The 25483-nt window shown below is 61.5% G+C and carries 27 protein-coding genes and 1 tRNA gene; 19 read left to right on the forward strand and 9 right to left on the reverse strand.

The features are described from left to right. Positions 1-132: 132 nt before the first annotated feature. Together NXC14_RS19955 and NXC14_RS19960 are read left to right on the forward strand one after the other, a co-directional pair. Positions 133-1548 carry an oligosaccharide flippase family protein gene (locus NXC14_RS19955; RefSeq protein ID WP_085780208.1) on the forward strand — a complete coding sequence of 472 codons (1416 nt, stop codon included), beginning with the start codon at positions 133-135 and terminating at the stop codon, positions 1546-1548. Further along, positions 1549-2826: a GNAT family N-acetyltransferase gene (locus NXC14_RS19960; protein ID WP_085779611.1), complete on the forward strand. Its 1278-nt coding sequence runs from the start codon at positions 1549-1551 to the stop codon at positions 2824-2826. Between the two features lie 16 nt (positions 2827-2842). On the opposite strand, the gene NXC14_RS19965 is transcribed toward NXC14_RS19960, so the two are convergent. After that, positions 2843-4471: an AMP-binding protein gene (locus tag NXC14_RS19965; RefSeq protein ID WP_085779612.1), complete on the reverse strand. Its 1629-nt coding sequence runs from the start codon at positions 4469-4471 to the stop codon at positions 2843-2845. Positions 4472-4664: 193 nt separating this feature from the next. Between NXC14_RS19965 and NXC14_RS19970 the strand changes: the two genes are divergently transcribed. Further along, the gene (locus NXC14_RS19970; RefSeq protein WP_085779613.1) at positions 4665-5645 is read left to right on the forward strand and encodes an aldo/keto reductase; all 981 of its coding nucleotides are present in this window, start codon (positions 4665-4667) and stop codon (positions 5643-5645) included. A 65-nt stretch (positions 5646-5710) separates the two neighbouring features. Here the strand turns inward: NXC14_RS19970 and NXC14_RS19975 are convergent, their stop codons facing one another. Beyond that, entirely contained in the window at positions 5711-6289 is a 579-nt protein-coding gene (locus tag NXC14_RS19975) for a TetR/AcrR family transcriptional regulator (protein ID WP_085779614.1), read from the reverse strand. A gap of 127 nt (positions 6290-6416) precedes the next feature. Between NXC14_RS19975 and NXC14_RS19980 the strand changes: the two genes are divergently transcribed. Both NXC14_RS19980 and NXC14_RS19985 read left to right on the forward strand, forming a co-directional pair. Continuing rightward, complete coding sequence (locus tag NXC14_RS19980) at positions 6417-7712, forward strand: MFS transporter (protein ID WP_085779615.1); 1296 nt, start codon at positions 6417-6419, stop codon at positions 7710-7712. Positions 7713-7836: 124 nt separating this feature from the next. Then, positions 7837-7921 (forward strand) — tRNA-Leu (locus tag NXC14_RS19985). Between the two features lie 200 nt (positions 7922-8121). Here the strand turns inward: NXC14_RS19985 and NXC14_RS19990 are convergent. Both NXC14_RS19990 and NXC14_RS19995 read right to left on the reverse strand, forming a co-directional pair. Continuing rightward, complete coding sequence (locus tag NXC14_RS19990) at positions 8122-8409, reverse strand: hypothetical protein (RefSeq protein ID WP_085779616.1); 288 nt, start codon at positions 8407-8409, stop codon at positions 8122-8124. Between the two features lie 163 nt (positions 8410-8572). After that, entirely contained in the window at positions 8573-8857 is a 285-nt protein-coding gene (locus NXC14_RS19995; RefSeq protein ID WP_085779617.1) for a hypothetical protein, read from the reverse strand. A gap of 212 nt (positions 8858-9069) precedes the next feature. On the opposite strand from NXC14_RS19995, the gene NXC14_RS20000 reads away from it, so the two are divergent. Continuing rightward, entirely contained in the window at positions 9070-10815 is a 1746-nt protein-coding gene (locus NXC14_RS20000) for a cation:proton antiporter (protein ID WP_085780209.1), read from the forward strand. A 15-nt stretch (positions 10816-10830) separates the two neighbouring features. Here the strand turns inward: NXC14_RS20000 and NXC14_RS20005 are convergent, their stop codons facing one another. Next, positions 10831-11121 (reverse strand): hypothetical protein, encoded by a 291-nt coding sequence (locus tag NXC14_RS20005; protein ID WP_085780210.1) that lies wholly within the window; start codon positions 11119-11121, stop codon positions 10831-10833. A gap of 195 nt (positions 11122-11316) precedes the next feature. On the opposite strand from NXC14_RS20005, the gene NXC14_RS20010 reads away from it, so the two are divergent. Together NXC14_RS20010 and NXC14_RS20015 are read left to right on the forward strand one after the other, a co-directional pair. After that, positions 11317-11907, forward strand: coding sequence for a YqaA family protein (locus tag NXC14_RS20010; protein WP_085779618.1), 591 nt, complete (start codon positions 11317-11319; stop codon positions 11905-11907). 22 nt (positions 11908-11929) lie between these two features. Then, positions 11930-12445, forward strand: coding sequence for a disulfide bond formation protein B (locus NXC14_RS20015; RefSeq protein ID WP_085779619.1), 516 nt, complete (start codon positions 11930-11932; stop codon positions 12443-12445). 10 nt (positions 12446-12455) lie between these two features. Here NXC14_RS20015 and NXC14_RS20020 read toward each other — a convergent pair whose 3' ends face one another. Then, positions 12456-13013 (reverse strand): HNH endonuclease, encoded by a 558-nt coding sequence (locus tag NXC14_RS20020; protein ID WP_085779620.1) that lies wholly within the window; start codon positions 13011-13013, stop codon positions 12456-12458. Positions 13014-13124: 111 nt separating this feature from the next. Next, a complete protein-coding gene (locus NXC14_RS20025; RefSeq protein WP_085779621.1) occupies positions 13125-13817 on the reverse strand; it encodes a DNA-3-methyladenine glycosylase in 693 nt (230 codons plus the stop codon). Here NXC14_RS20025 and gluQRS point away from each other — a divergent pair. Next, on the forward strand, positions 13816-14697 hold the full coding sequence (gluQRS, locus tag NXC14_RS20030) for a tRNA glutamyl-Q(34) synthetase GluQRS (RefSeq protein ID WP_085779622.1): 882 nt from the start codon (positions 13816-13818) through the stop codon (positions 14695-14697). The two genes, NXC14_RS20025 and gluQRS, sit on opposite strands and share 2 nt — an antisense overlap. Here gluQRS and NXC14_RS20035 read toward each other — a convergent pair. Continuing rightward, positions 14662-15585 carry a YihY/virulence factor BrkB family protein gene (locus NXC14_RS20035; RefSeq protein WP_085779623.1) on the reverse strand — a complete coding sequence of 308 codons (924 nt, stop codon included), beginning with the start codon at positions 15583-15585 and terminating at the stop codon, positions 14662-14664. The two genes, gluQRS and NXC14_RS20035, sit on opposite strands and share 36 nt — an antisense overlap. 76 nt (positions 15586-15661) lie before the next feature. Here NXC14_RS20035 and NXC14_RS20040 point away from each other — a divergent pair, with 76 nt between their 5' ends. The 7 genes from NXC14_RS20040 (at position 15662) to NXC14_RS20075 (ending at position 21354) form a co-directional block, all read left to right on the forward strand. Further along, positions 15662-16495 carry an SDR family oxidoreductase gene (locus NXC14_RS20040; RefSeq protein ID WP_085779624.1) on the forward strand — a complete coding sequence of 278 codons (834 nt, stop codon included), beginning with the start codon at positions 15662-15664 and terminating at the stop codon, positions 16493-16495. An 18-nt stretch (positions 16496-16513) separates the two neighbouring features. Then, the gene (locus NXC14_RS20045; protein WP_085779625.1) at positions 16514-16717 is read left to right on the forward strand and encodes a twin transmembrane helix small protein; all 204 of its coding nucleotides are present in this window, start codon (positions 16514-16516) and stop codon (positions 16715-16717) included. Between the two features lie 324 nt (positions 16718-17041). Beyond that, the gene (locus NXC14_RS20055; protein WP_085779627.1) at positions 17042-17620 is read left to right on the forward strand and encodes a cob(I)yrinic acid a,c-diamide adenosyltransferase; all 579 of its coding nucleotides are present in this window, start codon (positions 17042-17044) and stop codon (positions 17618-17620) included. A gap of 32 nt (positions 17621-17652) precedes the next feature. Beyond that, a complete protein-coding gene (locus tag NXC14_RS20060; protein WP_085779628.1) occupies positions 17653-18435 on the forward strand; it encodes a rhomboid family intramembrane serine protease in 783 nt (260 codons plus the stop codon). 184 nt (positions 18436-18619) lie between these two features. Next, on the forward strand, positions 18620-19369 hold the full coding sequence (locus NXC14_RS20065) for an electron transfer flavoprotein subunit beta/FixA family protein (protein WP_085779629.1): 750 nt from the start codon (positions 18620-18622) through the stop codon (positions 19367-19369). Positions 19370-19394: 25 nt separating this feature from the next. After that, positions 19395-20324 (forward strand): electron transfer flavoprotein subunit alpha/FixB family protein, encoded by a 930-nt coding sequence (locus NXC14_RS20070; RefSeq protein ID WP_085779630.1) that lies wholly within the window; start codon positions 19395-19397, stop codon positions 20322-20324. Between the two features lie 148 nt (positions 20325-20472). Next, positions 20473-21354 carry a 3-hydroxybutyryl-CoA dehydrogenase gene (locus NXC14_RS20075; RefSeq protein WP_064805274.1) on the forward strand — a complete coding sequence of 294 codons (882 nt, stop codon included), beginning with the start codon at positions 20473-20475 and terminating at the stop codon, positions 21352-21354. Positions 21355-21527: 173 nt separating this feature from the next. Here NXC14_RS20075 and NXC14_RS20080 read toward each other — a convergent pair whose 3' ends face one another. Further along, entirely contained in the window at positions 21528-22190 is a 663-nt protein-coding gene (locus NXC14_RS20080; protein ID WP_085779631.1) for a TlpA disulfide reductase family protein, read from the reverse strand. A gap of 24 nt (positions 22191-22214) precedes the next feature. Here NXC14_RS20080 and argH point away from each other — a divergent pair, with 24 nt between their 5' ends. The 3 genes from argH to lysA all read left to right on the forward strand — a co-directional run bounded on the left by argH (position 22215) and on the right by lysA (position 25243). Then, on the forward strand, positions 22215-23618 hold the full coding sequence (gene argH / locus NXC14_RS20085) for an argininosuccinate lyase (protein WP_085779632.1): 1404 nt from the start codon (positions 22215-22217) through the stop codon (positions 23616-23618). Between the two features lie 149 nt (positions 23619-23767). After that, positions 23768-23962 (forward strand): lipoprotein, encoded by a 195-nt coding sequence (locus tag NXC14_RS20090; protein ID WP_003582619.1) that lies wholly within the window; start codon positions 23768-23770, stop codon positions 23960-23962. 12 nt (positions 23963-23974) lie between these two features. Then, on the forward strand, positions 23975-25243 hold the full coding sequence (gene lysA, locus NXC14_RS20095; RefSeq protein ID WP_085779633.1) for a diaminopimelate decarboxylase: 1269 nt from the start codon (positions 23975-23977) through the stop codon (positions 25241-25243). Positions 25244-25483 lie beyond the last annotated feature (240 nt).

A 25483-nucleotide genomic window follows, 5' to 3' on the forward strand; every position in this document is an offset into this window, starting at 1 on the left:
TTCTTTTCTGCGGCAGCACCGAAACCCGGCCTTCGCAGCCGAATCGCGACCTGATCCGGAACCGTTTCTTAACCCTGCTCTGTCAAGACTTCAGAGACGATTTGCCTGACCTCAGAGTTTTGCGTGTTCATCATGGCGGTCATAGAAACAGCGGAGAAACTGCTGCCCGCGGGCCTGCGCCCGATCGGCGGCCGCACGCTGCGCATGTTAGCCGCCATGCTCACCGAACGCGGCGAAAAAGCCAATGCCCGTCGCATGGCGCTGACGGCCTTTTCGATCCGTATCCTCAGCGCCGCGCTCGCCTTTATCTCGCAGATCGTGCTCGCACGGCTGATGGGCGAATATGAATATGGCATCTTCGTTTTCATCTGGGTTTTGATCGTTGTCTTCGGCGATCTCTCCTGCCTTGGCTTCCACACCGCGATCGTCCGCTTTCTGCCGCAGTACAAGGCGGCGGGCGCCTTCGACGAAATCCGCGGCCTGACCGGCACGGCACGCATTTTTGCGATGCTTTCCGGCACGGTGATGCTCGCCGCCGGCATGATCGGGCTGCATTTCTTCGGCGATAGGATCGAAAGCTACTATCTCGTCCCGATCTTCATCGGCCTGCTTGCCATGCCGATGATCGCGCTCGGCGATATTCTGGAGGGCACGTCGCGGGCGAACCATTGGCCGGTGATGGCGCTGAGCCCGGTCTATATCATCCGGCCGATTCTCATCATCGCCTTCATGCTGATCGCGATTGCGATGGGCGCAGAGCATACGGCTGTCACTGCCATGCAGGCAGCGCTTGTCGCGACCTTCGTCACCGCTCTTGGCCAGTATGGCGCGACACTCTTGCGCCTCCGCCGGCATTATGACGAAGGTCCGCGCAAGGTCAATTTCCTCGCCTGGCTGAGCGTCGCCTTCCCGATCTTCCTCATTGAGGGCGTGAGTTTCCTGCTCACCAATTCCGATGTCATCATTGTCGGCATTTTCCTTGAACCGCACGACGTCGCCGTCTATTTCGCCGCCGCCAAGACCATGGCGCTGGTGCATTTCATCAATTTCTCGGTCAAGGCCGCTTCCGGCCCGCGCTTTTCCTCGATCATTGCCGAATGCGATCAATCCCAGCTCGCCAACGCCGCTGTCGACGCCGCCCGCTGGACCTTCTGGCCGGCGCTGGTGGTCGGCCTTGCGGTGCTCGCGACCGGCCATCTGCTGCTGTCGCTGTTCGGCGGCGCCTTCACGTCAGGCTATCTTGTCATGGCGATCCTGCTTGCCGGCATCCTTGCCAAGTCGCTGGTCGGCCCGGCTGAAACGCTGCTGATGATGGCGGGCAAGCAGAACCTCTGTGTGGCGCTCTATGCCGGCGCATTGGCTGCCAATGTCGGCCTCAACCTTGCTTTGATCCCGCACCACGGCATCGAAGGCACCGCCGTCGCCACGGCCTCGGCCATGGCGGTCGAGGCTATCCTCCTGCATGTCGCCGTGCGCCGCACGCTCGGCATCGCCCTATTCGCCTTCGCCAGCCCCTCCGCCGCAATGCCAGAAATGAGAGTTCGATAGATGGTGCGCCTGCCCCCCGTCACCGAAAGCACCGACAGCATCAGCAACCGCATGATCCATGAACTCGCGGCGCTGCATTTCGAAGCGCCGCAGGCCGAAGCCCGTGCCGAGATCGGCCGGCCGGGGCGCGAGCTCTGCCTCTATCCTGGCAAGCTCGGCTACGAACTTCAGGATGAGCTCGACTTCCTGTCCAACCGGGCGATGGAACCAAACGTCTTTTTCTCCGGCCGCTTCCTTGCGCCCGCCATGCCGCGGATCGAAGACCGGCAGGTCAATTTCGCCCTGATCCGCGATCACGGCGCCGGCCGTAGCCGCATGCGTTTCCTCCTGCCGTTTTCGGTCGACAGACCGGGCTTTGCCGTCGGCCCCTCGATCATCCGCGGCTGGTCGAACAGCTTCGGTCCGCTGGGCACACCGCTCGTCGACAGCGAAGATGCGGCCGAAACCCTCGACAATTTCTTCGAGGGACTGACCGTTCCCGACCTCAACCTGCCGAGCACGCTGGTCTTGCCGGATCTGAGATTGAACGGCATTTTCGTGCGCATGCTCAAGGCCGTGGCGCTCGGCCGCAACCTGCCGCTCACCGTGGCCAATCCCTATCTGCGCCCCATGCTGCAGAGTGAGGAAGAGGCGCCCGCCTATCTCGGCAAAACAATATCCTCGTCGCATATGCGCGAGATGCGCCGACAGTGGCGCCTGCTTGAGGAACAGGGAACGGCGGTCTATGCCGTCGCCCGTCAGCCGCGCGACGTCCACGTCCGCTTCGAAGAATTCCTGGCAATGGAGGCCGGCGGCTGGAAGGGCAAACGCCGAAGTGCTCTCGTCACCGATCGCTACCATACCGCCTTCGCGCGCGAAGCCGTCTCGAACCTTGCCGCCGTCGACGCCGTGCGCATCCATACGATCGATCTCAACGGCAAGGCGATCGCCGCCATCGTCGTTCTGATGATGGGCGGCGAGGCCTATACCTGGAAGACGGCCTATGACGAGAACTATGCCCGCTATTCGCCGGGCAAGCTCCTGATGAGCGAGCTCACGGAATGGCATCTCGATGACGCCAATATCGTGCGCTCGGATTCCTGCGCCGTCTCCGACCACCCGATCATGAGCCGCTTTTGGCAGGAGCGCGAGGAGATGGGAACTTTGGTCATCGGTCTGACGCAGAACGGCGACCGCGACATGCGCCAGGCCGCCGCCCAGCTGCACATGTATCGCAGCACCCGCAACATGGCGAAAATGCTGCGCGAGAAGATCATGTCGCTCGCCGGCCGAGGCTAAAGCATCTCCGGGATGCTTAGCCCTCAGCCGCAGCCTTCTCCCGCAGCAGCCGGCGGATGACCTTGCCGGTTGTCGTCAACGGCAATGACTCGACGAATTCCACCTCGCGCGGATATTCGTGCATCGAAAGCCGCATCTTCACCCATTCCCTGATTTCGGCGGCCAGCGCCTCGCTCGGCGAATGACCGGGTGACAGCACGATATAGGCCTTGACGATCTCGGTGCGCACCGCATCGGGTTTGCCGACGGCCGCGGCAAGCTGAACGGCGGGATGGCCGATCAGGCAATCCTCGATCTCGGCCGGGCCGATGCGATATCCGGACGATGTGATGACGTCGTCGTCGCGGCCTTCGAAGGTGACGTAGCCCTCTTCGTCCTGCCGGCCGATGTCGCCGGTAAGCAGCCAGCCGTGGAGAAATTTTCGTTCGGTCGCCGCCGCGTCGTTCCAATAGCCGAGGAACATGACGGGATCGGGACTGGCGATAGCGATCTGACCGGATTCGCCCGCCGGCAGTTCGTCGCCGGCCTCGCTGACGATCGCGACACGATGGCCGGGCACCGCGCGTCCGATAGCGCCGGCCTTGGTGACGCCAAAGGCGGCACTCGACGACAGCACGAAATTGCATTCCGTCTGGCCGTAGAATTCGTTGACGGTGATGCCGAGCGTGCGCTGCGCCCAATCATAGGTCTCGCGGCCGAGTGCTTCTCCCGCCGAGCCGATGGTGCGCAGCACCAGATCATATTTCGACCTGGGGTCGGAAACCGACCGCATCAGCCGAAGCGCCGTCGGTGGAATGAAGGCATTGCGCACCTTCATCTCTGCCATGATCCGATAGGCCATCTCGGCATCGAATTTCTGCGCCGGCGACGAGACCACGGGGACGCCGAGCAGAAGGCTCGGCAGCAACGCGTTGAGCAGCCCGCCGGCCCAGGCCCAGTCGGACGGGGTCCAGACCTTGTCGCCCGCCTTGGGAAACCCTTCATGGGCGAACTGCATGCCAGGGATATGCCCGGGCAGAACACGGTGGCCATGCAATGCGCCCTTGGGCGACCCCGTCGTGCCCGAGGTGAAGATCATCAGCGCCGGATCGTCGGGCGTTGTCTTCTCTCCCTCGAAGACCGGCGCATGCGAGGCGGTCAGATCGGCAAAGGAGAGGGCGTCGGCAGCGTCGCTGACGCTGATCATTTGTCGCAACTCCGGCAGGCGATCGCGGATTTGCCGGACCCGATCAAGGCCGAAATCATTGGTGATGATTGCCGCCGCGCCTGAGATTCTGAGCCGATATTCGAGCGCCTCGACGCCGAACAGCAGTGCCAGTGGCAGGGCGATTGCACCCATTTTATAGATCGCGACGTGCGCAATCACGGTCTCGAAGGACTGGGGCATCAGCAGAGCGACGCGATCGCCGCGCTTAATGCCGAGCGACGCCAGCGCATTGGCGAACATGGTGGAAGTACCGGAAAGCTCGCCATAGGTCAGCGAACGATGATTGCCGTCCGGACTAAAATGCTCCAGACAAACGCGCTCCGGATCTCGCACCGCCCATTCGTCGCTGACGGCGCGGCCGATATTGAAATCCTCCGGAATCCGCCAGGAAAAATCACGGTAGAGATCGCCATAACGATCGAAGGACGGCAGTCGCATAGTCGGATTCCGGTGAAATGCTGCACCAGCTAACACCTTGCGGCGCGGATACGCAAGCTGCAGGGAAAAACGGCAGATCACGCACCAGTGTGCGCATTGTCCGCAGATTGTTCATTCTGCCCCTGCGACTTTCGCGGTTGCGCACTAGATCATGAAACGCCGCGCGGGGTTATCTCAGGTCTTGGAGTTTTTCATGGAATACGTCAAATTCGGAAAGACCGGTCTCGAAGTCTCGAAAATCTGCCTGGGCTGTATGACCTTCGGTGATCCCAGCCGCGGCAATCATGCCTGGAGCCTGCGGGAAGAGGAAAGCCGGACGATGATCAAACAGGCGATCGACCTCGGCATCAATTTCCTCGACACCGCCAATACCTATTCCAACGGTTCCTCGGAGGAGATCGTCGGCCGTGCGATCAAAGACTTCGCCAAGCGCGAGGACATCGTGCTGGCGACCAAGGTGTTCAACCGCATGCGGCCGGGCCCGAACGGCGCCGGTCTGTCACGCAAAGCGATCTTCGACGAGATCGACCACAGCTTGCGCCGTCTCGGCACCGACTATGTCGACCTCTACCAGATCCATCGTTTCGACTATACGACGCCGATCGAGGAAACGCTGGAAGCGCTGCACGACATCGTCAAATCGGGCAAGGCGCGTTATATCGGCGCCTCATCGATGTATGCCTGGCAATTCGCCAAGGCACTCTACATCTCTCGGCTGAACGGCTGGACCGAATTCGTCAGCATGCAGAACCACCTGAACCTGCTTTACCGGGAAGAAGAGCGGGAAATGCTGCCCTTCTGCGAAGACCAGAAGATCGCCGTCATCCCCTGGAGCCCGCTGGCCCGTGGCCGCCTGACCCGCGACTGGGACGAGACGACGGCGCGGAGCGAAACCGACGAATTCGGCAAGACGCTTTACACGCAGTCCGTCGATGCCGACCGCAAAATCGTCAATGCCGTCGCCGAAATCGCCGGAGCCCGCGGCATTTCCCGCGCCCAGGTCGCCACCGCCTGGATCCTGCAGAAGAACGTGGTCACTGCGCCGATCATCGGCGCATCCAAACCGAACCACCTGACGGACGCCGTTGCCTCGCTGTCGGTCAAACTCACCACCGAGGAAATCGCGGCACTCGAAGCGCCCTACATCCCGCACGCCATCGCCGGCTTCAAATAGCCGCCGGCATCTCGATCGGCAGACTGGCGTGGAGAGGGTCGTGCCCTCGGCTTCGGCGCTCGGGACTATCTCCGGCTGGCGGGATCGAGCTGCCGACGCATCGTCACCAGGAACTGCTCGGCAAGTCCCCTGTCCTCGACGGCGCGCGCAAGAATCACGGCACCCATCATCGACGAGAGCGTCGTCGCTGCATTGGCGCGGCGCTCCTCTTCGGTCTCGCCGGGAACGATATCGGCAAGTGTGTCGACCAGTACGGACAACCCATCGCTGAAGGCCGCGCGGACCGCGCCGCGGCTGCGGCTGACCTCCTGAATCAAGGTGGCGAAGACGCAGCTGCCGCCTGGATCGTCAACAGTGCGCCAGTGGATATAATGGTCGAGAAGCGCTTGCAGCGGCCTGTCCGGAGACTCGGCAATATGTTCCTTCCAGCGCCTCTCGACCTTGTCGATCAGATTGCGGCTGACCTCCAGAGCCAGTTCGTCCTTGGAGCCGAAATGGCCGTAGAAGCCGCCATGCGTCAGCCCCGCCGCCTTCATGATGTCGGCGACGCCGACACCGTCGAAACCGTTCTCGCGAAAGAGCACGCCGGCAACAGTGAGGATCCTCTCGCGGTTCTCGGCAAATTTTTCGCGGCTGACCCGCATCTTCATTCTCCAGAAATCGTCGCTTGACAAAATATATGATGTCCATCATGAATAAGCAAGAAATATGATGACCATCATGTAAAATGTTCTGTATCTTCCCCAACCTGAATTCGAATGGAATCCCCTCATGGTTTCAACAGTTCTTGCCTCCTCCCTTGCGCGGCGCAACATTCATTACGGTTGGGTCGTCGTTGCCGCGACCTTTCTGACCATGCTGGTGACAGCAGGCGCCATGGGCGCGCCCGGCGTCCTCATCAAGCCGCTCCAGGACGAGTTCGGCTGGGAAACGTCGCAGATTTCCTCTGCGCTGGCGATTCGCTTGATCCTTTTCGGCTTTATGGGTCCGTTCGCCGCGGCCTTCATGAATTATTTCGGCGTCCGTAAGGTTATTGTTTTTGCGCTGGCGCTGATCGGCGCGGGCTTTGTCGGCTCGCTGTTCATGACCAAGCTTTGGCATCTGCTGGCGCTGTGGGGTGTCGTCGTCGGCTTCGGCACCGGCCTGACGGCGATGGTGCTGGCGGCGACGGTTTCGACGCGCTGGTTCGTCAAGCACCGAGGCCTTGTCGTCGGCATGCTCTCGGCAAGCTCGGCGACCGGGCAGCTCGTCTTCCTGCCGCTGATGGCGGAACTCACCGAACGTTACGGCTGGCGTGCCACCGTGTTCTTCGTCTGCGCCATGATCATGGCGGCCACCCTTCTCGTCCTTCTCTTCATGCGTGACCGCCCCTCGGACGTGAATCTGCCTTTATTGGGAGAAGCCCATGTGGCGCCGGCGCCGACCCGAACGACGCTCGGCGCTGCGCTGATGACGCCGATCACCACCCTCCGCGAAATCTCGACGACCTCGACTTTCTGGATCCTGTTTGCCACCTTCTTCATCTGCGGCCTCAGCACCAACGGTCTGATCCAGACGCATTTCGTCACCCTCTGCGGTGATTTCGGCATCGTGCCGGTTGCCGCCGCCAGCGTCCTTGCCGTCATGGGCATCTTCGATTTCTTCGGCACCATCGGCTCCGGCTGGCTCTCCGACCGCTTCGACAATCGTTGGCTGCTCTTCTGGTATTACGGCCTGCGCGGCCTCTCGCTGCTCTATCTGCCGTTCAGCGATTTCAGTTTCTACGGTCTCTCCATCTTTGCGATCTTCTACGGCCTCGATTGGATCGCCACCGTGCCGCCCACCGTCAAGATCGCCGCCGATCGCTTCGGCCGCGAAAAGGCCGGTCTCGTCTTCGGCTGGGTCTTTGCCGGCCACCAGCTGGGCGCTGCCACGGCCGCCTATGGCGCCGGCCTGTCGCGCACGGAATTATCGAGCTACCTGCCCGCCTTTTTCGTCGCCGGTGCCTTCTGCCTGCTGGCTTCGATCCTGGCGATTACGCTGAAGAAGTCCGGGCTGCCCAGTGCGGCACCCGCCGCCGCTCATTGAGATCGACAGGATCCGGCCTCGTAACGAGGCCGGATTTCCCGCGGCATCGCCGCGATAACTTCGCTCGCCCGTCTTGCGCGCTCGCCCGCTCGCATGTTAGACACCCGCCTCGTCTGTATCCGTTGCCCCATTGGCGGAATTGGTAGACGCGCTCGACTCAAAATCGAGTTTCGAAAGAAGTGCTGGTTCGACCCCGGCATGGGGCACCAGCCTACGCTCTGTGAGCTTCGGCTCGGCGAGCCGAAGAGCAGCCAAGCGGGGGCTGTCGCGCCGTAGTTCCGTCAGGAACGAAGGCGGATTGTTCGACAATCTCCGGTTAGCTGCACCATCGTCTCAAATGACTTTGTGTAGCCCCTACCTCTAAAGACCTAAGCGGGACTACGGAGCAAGTTTCGCCTCCGAGTGAAGCCTACTTGTTCTTCAGCAGCCACATCTTGCCGGCCATGGTAATGCCGTAGACATCCTTTGATGCATCATCATCCAGGTGCCGCCGCTCGAGGAAGCCCGGCTCTTTCAACTCGCTGAGCGTCTTTGCCGTGACCGATTTCACTTTCTGCGGCCGTTCTTTCCACCGGTCGGTTTTTGCGTAGGTCACCGTCGCGTTCTGATGCGTCCATTTATTGGCCGGCTGAGGATAGAGATCGCCATCCCTGGCGAGTTTGAGTGCGGTGATCTGGGATGGGGTAAGCTCAATCATATCGAAAATCCTGTGCCGGGTTCTTTGCGCTTGGAATGCGCTCCGAGCGAAGGGGCTCATAACATCGATTGATCACGTCCGCCACCGCATTGAGCTGTCCGTGCCGCGAAAGGCGAAAACCCGGCTTGTCGAAGCCGGGCTTCGTCTTTGCCGCGGATTTTCGTCAATAGCAGCGCCTGACCGTCCTGGTCACCTCGCCTTCATCGGTCTGGCGCGTGACACTCCTGGTTTCGCAGCCATCATGTCGATAGCGGCGGTGCTCACGTTCACGCACAGCACCGAAAGTGACGCCGCGCTCACTGATGGTGATGCCGGGCCGTACCCGCTCCTGGCGATAATCGTAGTCATAGGAACGCTCCCTGACATAGACGCTATCGGCAAGCACCGGCGCCGCAAACGAACAGGCGGCAAGGGCCGCCACAGCACAGTTCAGGATGATCTTCCGCATATCCTTTCTCCTTCTCTTGATGAAAAGGCAACGACCCAAGACGCAAGTGGTTCCAGCATCAGCAACAGCTCGTTCATGCCGCGAGCAGTCGCAGGCCCATTATTTCCGACTGAATAAAGCCCCCGTCGGCGGCAGCAAACCGCAAATCAACTATTTAATTTTGCTTGCGCTTCGTCCAAGGTGGCGGCCGTTACCATCAGGCGAGGGCAGACGTGCATCAGGAAGTAGGACTCATTGCGACGGTCGCCGTCAGTTTTGTTTTCGCGGCCGTCCTCGGTTATGGCGCCGACCGGCTGCGGCTGCCGCCGCTCGTCGGTTATCTGATGGCCGGCATCCTGATGGGCCCGTTCACGCCGGGCTTTGTCGCCGATACCGCTCTTGCCGGCCAGCTCGCCGAAATGGGCGTCATCCTGCTGATGTTTGGCGTCGGCCTGCATTTTTCCGCCTCCGACCTGCTCGCTGTACGCGGGATCGCCGTGCCGGGCGCGATCGGCCGAATTATCCTCGCCACCCTGCTGGGCATCGGCCTCTGCATGCTCTGGGGCTGGAGCCTCGGTGCCGGCGTCGTCTTCGGGCTCAGCCTCTCGGTGGCGAGTACGGTCGTGCTCCTGAAGGCGCTGGAGGAACGTAATCTCGTCAATGCGCCAAGCGGGCGCGTCGCCGTCGGCTGGCTGATCGTCGAGGATCTGGTGATGGTGCTGGCGCTGGTGCTGCTGCCGGCGCTGGCAGAGCTTCTCGGCGGCCACGCCGTCGACACCAATCACGGCTTCGGTGAGCTGCCGCTGGCACTGACGATCGGACTGACCTTGTTCAAGGTGCTGGCCTTCGCCGCTATGGCGGTCTTCCTCGGCCCCCGTATCGTGCCCTGGCTGCTGACGATGATCGCGCGCACCGGCTCGCGCGAACTCTTCACACTGACGGTGCTGGCGATCGCGCTCGGCATCGCCTTCGGCTCGGCGGCGATTTTCGGCGTCTCCTTCGCGCTCGGCGCGTTTTTCGCCGGCGTCGTCATGAGCGAATCCCAGCTCAGTCACAGAGCGGCGGCCGATTCGCTACCGTTGCAGAACGCCTTCTCCGTGCTGTTCTTCGTCTCGGTCGGCATGCTCTTCGACCCCTCGATCCTGGTGCGCCAGCCGCTGGCGGTGATTGGCGCCCTGGCGCTCGTCATTCTCGGCAAGGCCGTCATCACCTTCGCCATCGTCATGCTGCTGCGATATCCGATCGGCATGGGGCTGACCTTGGCCGGCGGCCTTGCCCAGATCGGCGAATTTTCCTTCATCCTCGCCGGCCTCGGCGTCTCGCTCGGGCTGCTGCCGCATGAAGGCCAGGATCTCATCTTGGCTGCAGCGATCCTGTCGATCACGCTCAACCCGATCGTGATCATCGCATCCGAGGGCTTGAAGAAATATATCCATGCGCAATGGCCCTCTGTCTTCGAAAGCTTCGGTAGAAAGAGGCAGATAACGCTCGGCAAGGAACTGGAAAAGATCAGGGCGCTCGGCGAGGAACGCGAACGCCAGCATCAGTTGAAGATGCAGCAGCTGATCGAAACCTTTCCGCTGTTCTCCCAGGTCGGGGAGGATGCGCAGGAAGAGCTGCTGCTGCTCTTCAAGGCAAAGTCGGCTCCCCCTGGCGAACGTGTCATTCGTCGCGGCGATCGCGGCGACAGCATGTACTTCATCTCCTCAGGCGCGGTCGAAGTGCGCCTAGCCAGCGGCGCGATCCGCCTGGAGCCGGGCGCCTTCTTCGGGGAGATGGCATTGCTGAGCGGCGGAAGGCGTACGGCCGACGTCATCGCCGTCGACTTTTGTCAGTTCGAAGTGCTCGAGCGGCGCGATTTCAATATGTTCATGTCGCATCACCCCAACTTGCGCGCCATCGTCAGCGAAATGGCGCAAAAACGCACGGAAATGAACGTCCTGCGTCAGCAATGGGAAAAGTCGATGGATCTGTCCTGAGGCGCGGCGCTCGTCTCAACCCGCCGGCCAATAACCGTCAGAGCGGAAATCGTCCGGGATCGGGTCGAGCCGCGACAAGGTCTCGGCTGCGAAATCGATCTGCAGCGACAGGTATTTCAGGGAGGCCAGCATCGGCACGCCGGTGGCAAATTCCCGAATGCGGGACGGGTGATAACCACTTTCCTTGAGCCGCCGGTTCGCTTCCCGGCGCACATCTTCCCGGCTCGGTCCTGAACCCGCTTCGGCCCGGTCATTCATCTGCACGGCCCGCCCAAGGCCGCCTTCAATTACTTTGAACATTCTCATGCCACCCTGCACGTCGACCACGTAAACCTTGCCCTAGAATGGCCGATTCGCAATCCCATGAAATCCTGGGAGAGGCGGCGACGCCTCCGCATCACAAAATTTTTAAACGGCGGTGGCACGAAGGACACGGGCGAGCATTTACAGCGCCGCATACGACCCCTAAAGCTTTTTGCACCGCAATAGGAAAGGAATGGAATGCTTCGCAGACTTTACGACTGGACCATGTCTCTGGCCTCGCGCAAATCGGCCGAAGTCTGGCTCGCCGTCATCGCCTTCGTCGAAAGCTCCGTCTTTCTCGTTCCCGCCGACGTGCTTTTCCTGCCGATGGCACTTGCCAAGCCGGAACGCTCCTATCGCTATGCACTGATCGCTACCGTTGCCTCCGTGCTCGGCGGCATTGCCGGCTGGGCGCTCGGCTATTACGCCTACGAGACGGTGGCGCGGCCGGTTCTCGCATTCTACGGCAAGCTCGATGCGTTTGAGCAGATGAAGGCCTATGTCACCTACGAGTGGATCCTGCTGCTGCTCGTCACATCAGGTCTCGCACATCTGCCGCCGATCAAGATCGTGACCATCCTGTCCGGCGTCATCCACGTCAATCTCGGTCTTTTCATTATTTCGGCGATCGTTGCGCGCGGCGCGCGTTTCCTGTTCCTCGCCTGGTTGCTGCGCCGCTACGGCGAGCCGATCCGGCATTTCATCGAAAAGCGCCTCGGCCACATCGTCGGCATCGGTGCCGGTGCCGTGATCGTGCTATATGTCGGCTACCGCTCTTTCGCTCACTAGGCCCATTTTGCGGAGTTCCGCCATGACTGCCACTTCCTCGCCGCTCGCCCGCCCCGGCTTTACCTATTCCATATTGCTCGCTATCGGCATGGCGGCGGTGGTCGGCGCCGCACTCGGCTTCCAATATCTCGGCGGCTATATTCCCTGCGCACTCTGCCTGCTGCAGCGCCAACCCTATTATTATGCCATTCCGATCGCCATTCTCGCTGCCATCTGCGAGCTTGCCGGTCTACCGAACTGGATTTCCCGTGCGATGCTGCTTGCGGCCGGCATCCTGATGCTGGTGACCGCCGGCATGGGCGTCTATCACGCTGGCGTGGAATGGCATTTCTGGCCGGGACCGGCGACCTGCTCGACGACCGCAAACAGCATGACGAGCAATGCCGGCGATCTGCTGACTGAGCTCAATACGATCAAGGGTCCATCCTGCACCGATGCAGCGCTCAGGGTGCTTGGCCTGTCTTTTGCAGGCTGGAACGTGATCGCCGGCATTCTGCTCGCAGCTTTCGCCTTCGTCGGCGTCCGCAAATCTGCGTGAGGTGAGCCTATCAGGGCTGCAGTTCGGTATCCCAATAGAGATAGTCGAGCCAGCTTTCATGCAGATAGTTGGGCGGAAACAGCCGGCCATTATTGTGCAGATCCTGCACCGTTGGCTGATAGGGCTTCTGCGACGGGAACATGCCCGCCTGCTTCGGAAGCTTGCTGCCCTTGCGCAGATTGCAGGGCGAGCAGGCTGCCACGACATTCTCCCAGGTCGTCTCGCCGCCATGGGCGCGCGGGATGACGTGGTCGAAAGTCAGATCGTCGTGGGAGCCGCAATACTGGCACTCGAACCGGTCGCGCAGGAAGACATTGAACCGGGTGAAAGCCGGATTGCGGGATGGCTGAACGTAAGTCTTCAGGCATACGACACTCGGAAGCCGCATCGAAAAGCTCGGTGAGGAAACCGAATGTTCATATTCCGCGATGATATTCACACGGTCGAGAAAGACCGCCTTGATCGCGTCCTGCCAGGACCAAAGCGACAAGGGATAATAACTCAGCGGCCGGTAGTCAGCGTTCAGGACGAGCGCCGGCAGGGCCTGCGGGGAGACTGCAATCGTCAAGGGACTCTCCTGATCGATTCGGCATCTGCTCCTGTATATTAGGCCGGTTGTTACAGGATTGTGAAGTCCAATAAATTCAGAGGATAAAGGCAATTTGAAGAGTGTTGCCGATCAGCCGGTCGGTACCATGTCGCGCCCCATTTTCGTTGCGTAATAGGCCCAGAAAAGCCGCGCCGCCACGGAGCGCCACGGCGACCAGATCTCCGAAAGCTTGGCAAGCGCCTTTGTTTGCGGCCGTGCCGCAAGTCCAAGCGCAGCGCCGACGGCATTCTGCAGCGCCACATCGCCAGCCGGGAAGACATCGGCGTGGCCGCCGCAGAACATCAGATAGACCTGCGCCGTCCATGGACCGACGCCCTTCAAGGCGGTGAGTTCGCCAAGCGCTTCGTCCGGTGGCTCCTGACAGAGTCTGGAAAGATCGAGGCGGCCGGAGGCAACGGCTTCCGCAACCCGCGACAGCGTGTCGGCCTTGGCGCGCGACAGGCCGGATTCCCGCCATGCCTCGGGCCCTAGCAGCATGTAACCTTCGGCCGTCAGCGGCCCGTCCGTCGGCAGCATGCGCCGCCAGATCGCCTCGGCGCTGGCACGCGAGACCATTTGCGAGACGATGATATGGGCAAGGCCAGCAAAACCGGGTTCGCGCAACCGCAGTGGAACAGGCCCTGCGTCCGCCGCGATTGGTGCAAGGCGCGGATCGAGACGCATCAATGCTTCGAGCCCCAGCTTGACGTCATCGTCGTTGCGAATGATCTGCACGCGTCCTCCCAGTGGTTCGAAACGAAAATCCGTGGCAGAAGAAAGCATGACCACGAGCGAGCGTCAAAAACCTGTCTTTCGTTTTGCGCCGAGTCCGAACGGATCGCTGCATCTCGGCCATGCGCTATCGGCCTTTTTGAACCGGGATATGGCCGAAAGCGAAGACGGCCGGCTGCTGCTGCGCATCGAGGATATCGACCAGACGCGCTGCACGCCTGAATCCGAGGCCGGCATTCTGAGGGACCTCGACTGGCTTGCCATCGACTGGGAAAGCCCGGTGCGGCGCCAATCGGAACATTTCCCGGAATATCAGGCGGCGCTCCACGCATTGATCGAACGCGGCCTGGTCTACCCGGCCTTCCTGACGCGCGGCGAGGTGAAGGCGCGTGTCTCCGCCTACGAGGCAACAGGCCAATCCTGGCCGCGCGACCCCGATGGCACGCCGCATTACCCGCCGATTGATCGCGAGCGGCCTGAGGCCGAATGGCGGGACATCCTTTCCTCGGGGAAAAAACATGCCTGGCGGCTCGATATGCGCAAGGCGCTCGACCTGATCGGCGAACTGCTGTTCTGGACCGAAACCGGCGACGGCAGGACGGGCGAGATCGCCGCCGAACCCGAGGTCTGGGGAGACGTCATCCTGTCTCGCTCGGATGCACCCTCGAGTTATCATCTTTCGGTGGTCGTCGACGATGCGCTGCAGGGCGTCACCCATGTCGTACGCGGGCTCGACCTCTTTCACGCCACATCCGTGCACCGGTTGCTGCAGGTGCTGCTCGGCCTGCCGCAGCCCCTCTATCACCACCATCGTCTCATTCTCGATGCCAATGGCCGCAAGCTTTCGAAAAGCGAAGGTGACAGCGGCCTTGCCGAATTGCGTGCCCAGGGCATGTCAGGGGCCGATATTCGCCGCCTTGTCGGGCTCTGACCGCCGCTCGACACGCTCTCTGCCGACGATCGAAAGTGTGTGGGAGAACATCCGGAAGACGCGGAACTTGATCAGCGCCGCGTTGATCTCTGCGCCGATGATGAAGATGACGCCGACCATGTAGAGGAAGATCAGCACGATCATCACCGAGGCGAGACCGGCATAGGTCGCGGTATAATTGGCGAAGGTCGCGAGATAATAGGCAAAGACCAACGCGCCGGCGAGCCACAGAAGCAGCGTCAGCAGCACGCCGGGAATGACGTCGAACACCCGCCGCTTGCCGGCCGGCAGCCACAGATGCATGACCAGCAGGCCAACGGTGAGCACGACAAGTGTGCCGTAGATGCGCCAGCTGAAGACGACGTCGAGCGTATCGGCAAACAGCGGAAGCCACTTCCGGGCATAGTCGAGAGCCAATGGCACGGCCACCAGCAGAATGCTGATCGCCGCGAAGATGATGACGGCAATCAGCACATAGCCGAGGCTGGCGAGGCGGGTGAAATACCACGGCCGCGTTTCCTGCACCCGGTAGGCACGATTGAGCGAGATTCGAAGCGCTTCTACCCCGTTCGAGGCGAAATAGGCCGCCGCCAGCACCGAGATCGTCAGCAGGCCGCCGCGCTGAATAGTCAGGACCTGGAGCACCTGGTCGGCGAGCGGCTTGGCGATCGCTTCCGGCCAGGTGTCGAAGATCAGATGGATGGCGGTGGAGGAAAACTGATCGGCGCCGAGGAAGCTTGCAAGCGCCGTGCCGAAGATCAGGAAAGGGAAGACCGCAAGCAGGCTCGACAAAGCCACGTGGCTCGCCATCGCAAATCCGTCATCCTCGACCATGTGACAGATCGCGTCATAGACCACGTCGTAGATCGTGCGCAGCACCTTCGGCATTCCGTCTCCGGGTTTCCAGATTGTATCCTCTGGCCGAATATGGGAAACGAGTCCCATTTTGTACAGGAATCATTCCATGGCGGAACAGCGCACAATCGTCGTCACCGGCTGTTCCTCCGGCATCGGCGCTTACTGCGCCCGGGCGCTGAAAGCCGATGGCTGGCGTGTCTTTGCGACGGTGCGCAAGGCGGACGATCTGCCGGCACTGGAAGCCGACGGCATCGAAGCCTTCGTGATGGACTATGTCAGGGCCGACACCATCTTCGACCTGGCAGCCGCGGTCCTCAATCGCAGCGGCGGCCGCATCGACGCACTCTTCAACAATGGTGCCTATGGCCAGCCTGGTGCCGTCGAGGATCTGTCGACGGCGGCGCTGCGAGCGCAGTTCGAAGCGAACTTCTTCGGCTGGCACGAATTGACGCGGCAGCTCATTCCGTCGATGCGCAACCATGGTCGCGGACGGATCGTGCAATGCTCCTCCATTCTCGGCCTGGTTCCTTATCGCTATCGCGGTGCCTACACCGCCTCGAAATTTGCGCTCGAGGGCCTCAGCATCACGCTGCGCATGGAGCTCTCCGGCAGCGGCATCCATGTGAGCCTGATCGAGCCCGGGCCGATCGCCACGCGTTTCACCGCCAATGCGCTCGCAAAGTTCAAAGAAAACATCGACCTCGAGAATTCGCCGCACGCAGCCGATTATGCCAGACAGTTGGCGAGACTTGACGGCTCCGGGCCGGTCAACCGCCACAAACTTGGCCCGGACTCGGTCTATTCGGTATTGAAACACGCATTGAACTCGAAAAGACCAAGGCCACATTATCCTGTAACGACTCCGGCTAAACAGGGCATGCTCCTGAAGCGGCTGCTTCCGGCGGACCTCTTCTACAATCTGATGCGCTGGACCGATTGACCGAGAAAGTTGAATACCATGTCCACGGCCACCTATATCCTTGCGATCATCGTCATGGGCCTCGTCGCCCTCGTGCTGATCCGCGGCCTCTTCAACATGATGAAGGGCGGCGATGCCAACCGTTCCAACAAGCTGATGCAGCTTCGTGTGCTGTTGCAGGCCATCGCCGTCATCCTGATCATGATCACCCTCTGGATCACCGGCGGCGGCCGGCCGACGTGACGAAACCATAGTGGAGGTTTTGATGACGAATGGGAATGACAGAGCCGAGGTGATGCCGGATGAGGTGTCTCTCCAGGCAGCGTCAGGTTTGGCGAAAGGGCGAACTCCATTCTCCGTCATCCTCGGCCTTGAGCCGAGGATCCAAGCCGTGGCTGCTGGTGGGCGCCGCGTGGATGCTCGGGTCAAGCCCGAGCATGACGGAGGTCGGGGCGGCCGGACCTATCCACGATGCGGACGCGCATTGGATTCCTTTGACTTACCCCGCGTCGAGTCTGACCGCGGGTGGTGCGGCACGGCCACCTTCGCGTCTGGGGACGGTGCTACATGGTGAAACTCAACAGGATCTACACCAAAACCGGCGATGACGGCACGACCGGGCTGGTTTCCGGCCCGCGCCGGCTTAAGGACGATCTGCGCGTCGAAGCCTATGGCACGATCGACGAAGCCAATTCGGCGATCGGCCTGGCGCGGCTGCACACATCAGGCTTGCCCGAGCTCGACGCCATGCTGATATCGATCCAGAACGACCTCTTCGATCTCGGCGCCGATCTCGCCACGCCCGATACCGGAGAGACGCCGGCCTACGAACCGCTGCGGATCGTCGGGACCCAAGTCGACCGCGTCGAGCGCGACATCGATCAGTTGAACTCCGGTCTCGAGCCGCTGAAATCCTTCATCCTGCCGGGCGGCAGTCCCGCTGCCGCACATCTGCATCTTGCCCGCACGATAGCGAGGCGCGCCGAACGTCTGATGGTGGCGCTTGCCCGCAGCGACGGTGAAATCGTCAGCGAGCCTGCAAGGAAATACGTCAATCGGCTCTCGGATTTCCTCTTCGTGGCGGCCCGTCACGCGAATGAACGCGGTCGTGCTGATGTGCTTTGGGTTCCGGGAAAAAACAGATAGGTTTGCCGCGATCACGATCGCCGGGGGGCCTTATGTTCATACCACTTCATGATGCCAATACGCTGAAGCATATCAAGGTTCAGTGGGTGACCCTGGCTTTGATCATCCTGAATGTCGCGGTCTGGCTCTTCACCAGCCTGGAGAGCGAACTGGCAGCCCAGGCGACGACGGTCGGCCTCGGCTTCATCCCGGCGATCGCCTTCGGGCACGCCCAATTGGCACAGGGATTGGAAATCGTGCCGGAACCGCTCACCTATCTCACCTATGCCTTCGTCCATACCGGCTTCTGGCATCTGGCCTCCAACATGGTCTTCCTCTGGGTCTTCGGCGACAATGTCGAGGACGCGATGGGGCATATGCGTTTCCTGCTTTTCTACCTCCTCTGCGCCGCTGCCGGCGCCCTTTGCCACGGGCTGCTGACGACGACGTCGGAAGCGCCGCTGGTCGGCGCTTCCGGGGCGATCTCCGGCGTCATTGCCGCCTATGTCATGCTGCATCCGCGCGTCAGGGTCTGGGTGCTGGTGTTCCTGCGTGTGCCCTTGCCCCTGCCGGCCTTCGTGCCGCTGCTTTTGTGGATCGGACAACAATTCTTCATGCTGGCGATTGCGCCGGATGGCGATGTTTCCTGGGGCGCCCATGTCGGCGGTATCCTTGCCGGTGCCCTGCTGATTCTCGTCCTGCGCCGTCGAGGCGTGCCGCTCTTCGACCGTGAAATCGTAACGCCCCGCGCCGTAAGGGATGAAGCCGGCGCCGTTGCGGCCGGCACGGGCGGCCGCAACGGGCAGCGTCTTCCCTGGGGTCGAGACCGGCGTTGACCGATATATTGACGTGTACGTAAACGTCCATATATTGCCGAGGCGATTCCCTGCCGGCATCATGCAAGCGTTGTATTTGGAGGAAAAACGCGTATCCATGTCGCCATTCGACAATCGAAGCGGCGCCTGAGCGCGCATTTTCCTAAAAACTCGTGAAACCAGTTTCTCTTGAAGGAAGGCTCCCATGAAGATTCTCGTGCCCGTCAAGCGGGTTGTCGACTACAACGTGAAGATCCGGGTGAAGCCGGATGGCACGGGCGTCGAGCTTGCCAATGTGAAGATGTCGATGAACCCGTTCGACGAGATCTCGGTGGAAGAGGCGCTGAGATTGAAGGAAGCCGGCAAGGCGGAAGAAGTGGTGGTGGTGTCGATCGGCCCGGCCAAGGCCGAGGAAACGCTGCGCACGGCGCTCGCCATGGGCGCCGACCGGGCGATCCTGGTCGAGACCGACGACGCCGTCGAGCCCCTGGCCGTCGCCAAAATCCTCAAGGGTGTGGCCGATGCCGAACAGCCGGGGCTGATCATATCAGGCAAGCAGGCGATTGACGACGATTCGAACCAGACCGGCCAGATGCTGGCGGCATTGCTGGGCTCGGCCCAGGCGACCTTCGCCTCGAAGATCGAGATCGGTGACGGTAAGGCTCAGGTGACCCGCGAGGTCGACGGCGGCCTGCAGACGATCGAGATCAAGCTGCCGGCGGTCATCACCACCGACCTCAGACTGAACGAGCCGCGTTACGCCTCGCTGCCGAACATCATGAAGGCGAAGAAGAAGCCGCTCGACAAGAAGAGCCCTGCCGATTTCGGCGTCGACACGACGCCGCGGCTGAAGGTGCTGAAGACCGAGGAGCCGTCCGGCCGCAAGGCCGGCGTCAAGGTCAAGTCGGTCGCCGAACTCGTCGACAAGCTGAAGAACGAAGCCGGCGTGCTGTAATCGGGCTGGAACAGGAGCAACTATCATGACCATTCTTCTTCTGGCCGACCATGACGGCAATCACCTTTCCGACCAGACCGCCAAGGCGCTGACCGCCGCAAGCCAGATCGGCCCCGACGTGCATGTGCTGGTTGCCGGCAAGGCTGCCAGGGCTGCGGCCGATCAGGCGGCAAAACTCTCCGGCGTCTCCAAGGTGCTGCTCGCCGAAAGCGACGTGCTTGCCAACAATCTCGCCGAACCGCTGGCCGAACTGATCGTCTCGCTTGCCGGCTCCTATGACACGATCGTCTCGGCCGCCACCTCGGTCGGCAAGACGGTGCTGCCGCGGGTGGCAGCGCTGCTCGATGTCGCCCAGGTCTCGGAGATCATCGAGGTCGTCTCCGCCGACACCTTCAAGCGGCCGATCTATGCTGGCAACGCCATCCAGACGGTGCAATCAAGCGACGCCAAGAAGGTGATCACCGTGCGCACCGCTTCCTTTGCCTCGGCAGCGGAAGGCGGTTCGGCAACGGTCGAGGCGATCCCGGCGGTCTCCGATCCGGGCCTGTCGCGTTTTGTCTCCGATGCACTGTCGGCGTCGGAACGTCCGGAACTGACCTCGGCCAAGGTCATCATCTCGGGCGGCCGCGCGCTCGGCTCGTCCGAGAAGTTCAAGGGGGTCATCCTGCCGGTGGCCGACAAGCTCGGTGCTGCCGTCGGCGCCAGCCGTGCCGCCGTCGATGCCGGTTATGCCCCGAACGACTGGCAGGTCGGCCAGACCGGCAAGGTGGTGGCGCCCGATCTCTATATCGCCTGCGGCATCTCCGGAGCCATCCAGCATCTGGCCGGCATGAAGGATTCGAAGGTGATCGTCGCCATCAACAAAGACGAGGAGGCGCCGATCTTCCAGGTTGCCGACTATGGCCTCGTCGCCGATCTGTTCGACGCGCTGCCGGAATTGCAAAAGGCGCTCTGAGCGAGGCAAATGCCTTTCTTTCGCACTTGCGAATGACTGGAAAATTGTCTTTTATCGGTCTACTACTTACTGCCGGGCGACCTTTCGTCCGGCAGTATTGCTAATATAATACGGCAACGCGGGGGCGACTGCCGGCGGGGGTTTGGAGATGAATGCGGTGTTGAAGAATATTGGTATTATCGGTGCTGGCCAGATGGGCTGCGGCATCGCGCATGTTTCGGCCGCCGCAGGTTACAGGGTTCACATCTACGATCTCTCGCAGGACCGCATCGAATCCGGCCTCGCCACCATCAACGGCAATCTCGCCCGCCTGGTGACGAACGGCAAGATGACCGACGAGGAACGCAAGGCGACCCTGTCGCGCATATCAGGCTCCGCCGATGTCAACGATCTCGCCCCGTCCGATCTGGTCATCGAGGCGGCCACCGAGGACGAAAGCGTCAAGCGCAAGATTTATAGCCAGGTCTGCCCGGTGATGAAGCCGGAAGCGCTGCTGGCCACCAACACCTCTTCGCTTTCCATCACCCGTCTTGCTGCTGCCACCGACCGCGCCGAGCGCTTCATGGGCATACATTTCATGAACCCGGTGCCGGTGATGAAGCTGGTCGAGCTGGTGCGTGGCATTGCGACCGACGAGAAGACCTTCACCGCCGCCAAGGAATTCGTCGGCTCGCTGGAGAAGACCGTCACCGTCGCCGAGGACTTCCCGGCCTTCATCGTCAACCGCATTCTGTTGCCGATGATCAACGAGGCGATCTATACGCTTTACGAAGGTGTCGGCACCGTCGACGCCATCGACACGGCGATGAAGCTCGGCGCCAACCATCCGATGGGGCCGCTGCAGCTTGCCGATTTCATCGGCCTCGACACGTGCCTCTCGATCATGCAGGTGCTGCACGACGGGCTGGCGGATTCGAAGTATCGCCCCTGCCCGCTGCTGGTGAAATATGTCGAAGCCGGCTGGCTCGGACGCAAATCCGGCCGCGGCTTCTACGATTATCGTGGCGAAGTGCCCGTCCCGACCCGATAAGCAGAGATCATCAGAAAGGGCGAGTGGACCGCACGCCCGCTAAATGCTTTCCTTGCCGGAACGGGAGGAATGCCATGTCGACCGAAACACCCATGTTCCTGCTGCAATGCTGCGTCCTGATCGGACTCGCGGGCGTCTTCCTCATAAGAGGCGATGGGGACTCCTGAGCGCACTCACGACCCGATCGCTCTCTTGATCAGCGCCTTTGCATCTTCGCTGTTCCAGGCGGCAGGCCCGTTCATGGCCGAAATCAGGCAGCCCTTGTCGTCGAGCAGCAGCGTCACCGGCAGGCCGAAAGCGAGACCTTCCTTCTTCAGGCTGTTGAAGACGCCGATCGTATTGTCGCGGTAAAGCTGCAGCGCATCGACACCGGTCTCGGCGAGGAAAGTCTTCGGCTTCTCATCATTGCCAGTGTCGATATTAACGGGCACGACCTGGAACTTGTCGCTGCCCATTTCCTTTTCCAGCGCGTTCAGCGCCGGCATCTCCTCGCGACAGGGCACGCACCATGTGGCCCAGAGATTGAGCAGCACGGTCTTGCCGGCGAAATGATCGAGCGTCAGCGATTTACCATCCGGTCCGTTGAAGGAAACCGTCGCCAGTTTGCGCGGCTCGTTGGCGGCAACCATGGCGGCGACCTGCCCCTTCATCAGCGGCGCCAGTTTGGCGGCGCTCTCCTTTGCCTGCGGGCATTCGGCCGAAGCGCTACTGCCGATGCCATTGCCAATGCCCGTCTCCTTCACGTATACCGCTGCCGCACCTGCAACGACACCTGCGACGGCGGCGATTGCGATCAGTTTTCCGGACGGCAGGCCGAAGGGTTTTTTCGTCGTCATTTCATTCTCCAGGACGGGCATCTTATGGCCGAGAACAACACGGACACCAAATCCTCCAACCAGATGTGGGGTGGGCGCTTCGCCTCCGGCCCGGACGCGATCATGGAGGAGATAAATGCCTCGATCGGTTTCGACAAGAAGCTATTCGCGCAGGATATCCGTGGTTCCGTCGCCCATGCGACGATGCTCGCCCATCAGGGGATCATTTCGTCAGACGATAAGGACAAGATCGTTCACGGGCTAAACACGATCCTGTCAGAAATCGAAAGCGGCAATTTCGAATTCTCCCGCCAGCTCGAAGACATCCATATGAATATCGAAGCACGCCTGGCGACGCTGATCGGTCCGGCGGCCGGCCGGCTGCACACCGCCCGCTCGCGCAACGATCAGGTGGCGCTCGACTTCCGTCTCTGGGTGAAGGAAGAGCTTGAGAAGACCGAACGGATGTTGACCGGCCTGATCGCCGCCTTCCTCGACCGCGCCGAGGAACATGCCGAAAGCGCCATGCCGGGCTTCACCCATCTGCAGACCGCCCAGCCCGTCACCTTCGGCCATCACTGCATGGCCTATGTCGAAATGTTCGGCCGTGACCGCTCGCGCGTGCGCCATGCCATCGAGCATCTGGACGAGAGCCCGATCGGCGCTGCCGCCCTTGCCGGCACCGGCTATCCGATCGATCGCCATATGACGGCCAAGGCATTGGGTTTCCGCGAGCCGACCCGCAATTCCATCGATACGGTCTCCGACCGCGACTTCGCCATCGAATTCCTGGCGATCGCCGCGATCACGGGCATGCACCTGTCGCGCCTCGCGGAAGAGATCGTCATCTGGTCGACCCCGCAATTCGGTTTCGTGCGCCTGTCCGACGCCTTCTCGACCGGCTCCTCGATCATGCCGCAGAAGAAGAATCCAGACGCAGCCGAACTGGTGCGCGCCAAGACCGGCCGCATCAACGGCTCGCTGATCGCGCTGCTGACGATCATGAAAGGCCTGCCGCTCGCTTATTCAAAGGATATGCAGGAAGACAAGGAGCAGGTGTTCGACGCCGCCGAGAGCCTGGAACTGGCGATTGCCGCCATGACCGGCATGGTGCGCGACATGACCGTCAATACCGCGCGCATGAAGGCGGCGGCCGGCTCCGGTTTCTCGACGGCGACCGATCTTGCCGACTGGCTGGTGCGCGAAGCGGGCCTGCCCTTCCGTGATGCCCATCACGTCACCGGCCGCGCCGTGGCGCTCGCCGAAAGCAAGGGCTGCGATCTTGCCGAACTGCCGCTCTCCGACCTGCAGGCGATCCATTCTGCAATCACCGACAAGGTCTACGACGTGTTGACGGTGGAAGCCTCGGTCGCCAGCCGCAAGAGCTTCGGCGGCACGGCCCCGTCCGAAGTCCGCAAGCAGATCGCCTTCTGGCGCGCCCGCAATTGAGGGTACAGGGCAGGCCGAAAGCCGCCTCGCCCTTCTGCCAGCGCTCGAAACCGGCCAACAATCAGGGTGCACAAGGCTGAGAAACTTCGCTATGAAGATCCCGTCGTTCGATGAACGATATCAGCCATAGGCCGCACAAGAGGATATCCATGCAGAAGAGCTTGCCGCACCTCATCCGCCTGACGGCGGTGCTCGCCGTCATCGGCCTTGCCGTTGCCGGATGCGGACGCAAGGGCGATCTCGATCCGCCGAGTGCTGCGGCGACGAAGGAAGGCGACGTTTCCAAGCCGACGAAACAGCCCGGCACCGTTGACAAGCCCTTCCTCCTTGACCCCCTCCTTTAAGGCGCGCACCTCGTGAACCATTTCGATTACCGCGACGGCATCCTTTACGCCGAGAACGTCCCCGTTCCGGAGATCGCCAAGGCGGTCGGCACGCCGTTCTACGTCTATTCAACCGCAACGCTGGAGCGCCACTATCGCGTCTTCTCGGAAGCCTTCGCCGATGTCGACTCCATGGTCTGCTATGCGATGAAGGCGAACTCGAACCAAGCCGTGCTGAAGACCCTGGGACGCCTCGGCGCCGGCATCGACGTCGTTTCGGAAGGCGAACTGCGCCGTGCACTTGCCGCCGGCATTCCGGCGAGCCGCATCATGTTTTCGGGCGTCGGCAAGACGCCGCAGGAGATGGATTTCGCCCTTGAGGCCGGCATCTACTGCTTCAACGTCGAATCCGAGCCTGAGCTGGAGATTCTTAACCAGCGCGCCGTCAACGCCGGCAAGAAGGCGCCGGTCTCCTTCCGCATCAATCCGGATGTCGATGCCAAGACGCATGCGAAGATCTCGACCGGCAAGAAGGAAAACAAGTTCGGCATCTCCTGGGATCGCGCCCGCGGCATCTATGCCCATGCCGCTAAGCTGCCCGGCATCGAAGTCACGGGCATCGACATGCATATCGGCAGCCAGATCACCGAGCTGCAGCCCTTCGACGACGCCTTCAAGCTGCTGCGCGATCTCGTCGCGACATTGCGTGCCGACGGCCACTCCATCCATCACGTCGATATCGGCGGTGGCCTTGGCGTTCCCTATAAGGATGACAATAATCCGCCGCCGCTGCCCGATGCCTATGCGGCGATCGTCAAGAACCAGCTTCGCGGCCTGAACTGCAAGATCGTCACCGAACCCGGTCGCCTGATCGTCGGCAATGCCGGCATTCTCGTGACCGAAGTTCTTTATGTTAAGGACGGCGGCGAGAAGACCTTCGTCATCGTCGACGGCGCGATGAACGACCTCATTCGACCGACGCTCTATGAGGCCTATCACGAGATCCGTCCGGTGACGATATCGGCAGCAAACGCGCCGCGCATCCGCGCCGACGTGGTTGGCCCCGTTTGCGAGACCGGCGATTATCTGGCGCTCGACCGCGAAATGGCGATGCCGAAGCCCGGCGACCTGATGGCCGTCAGCACTGCCGGCGCCTATGGCGCCGTGCAGGCCGGCACCTATAACAGCCGCCTGCTGGTGCCCGAAGTTCTCGTCAGGGGCAGCGATTTTCATGTGATCCGCCCGCGCAGGACCTATGCCGAGCTGATCAGCCTCGATTCCGTTCCGGCCTGGCTCGACTAGAGCATGTCGCTCAAAAGTGTGAAGCGATTTTGCGTTAACGACATCCGTAAAGCATAGAGCTAAAGCGCAAGAAGCGAATCTGAAAGATCGCGGCGCGCTTTAGCAGCACCATCACTTTTCGGCGAGTAAACGTGAAAAGGCGGTATTCCTGCCCGTTCGCCCTCGCCTTCGCCACAAAGAGTGTTATCCTTTCGTTCATGAGCGTATTGCCCCGCAATCGCCGGAAGCGCCCTCTGTACC

Source organism: Rhizobium sp. NXC14 (assembly GCF_002117485.1).
Taxonomy (GTDB): Bacteria; Pseudomonadota; Alphaproteobacteria; order Rhizobiales; family Rhizobiaceae; genus Rhizobium.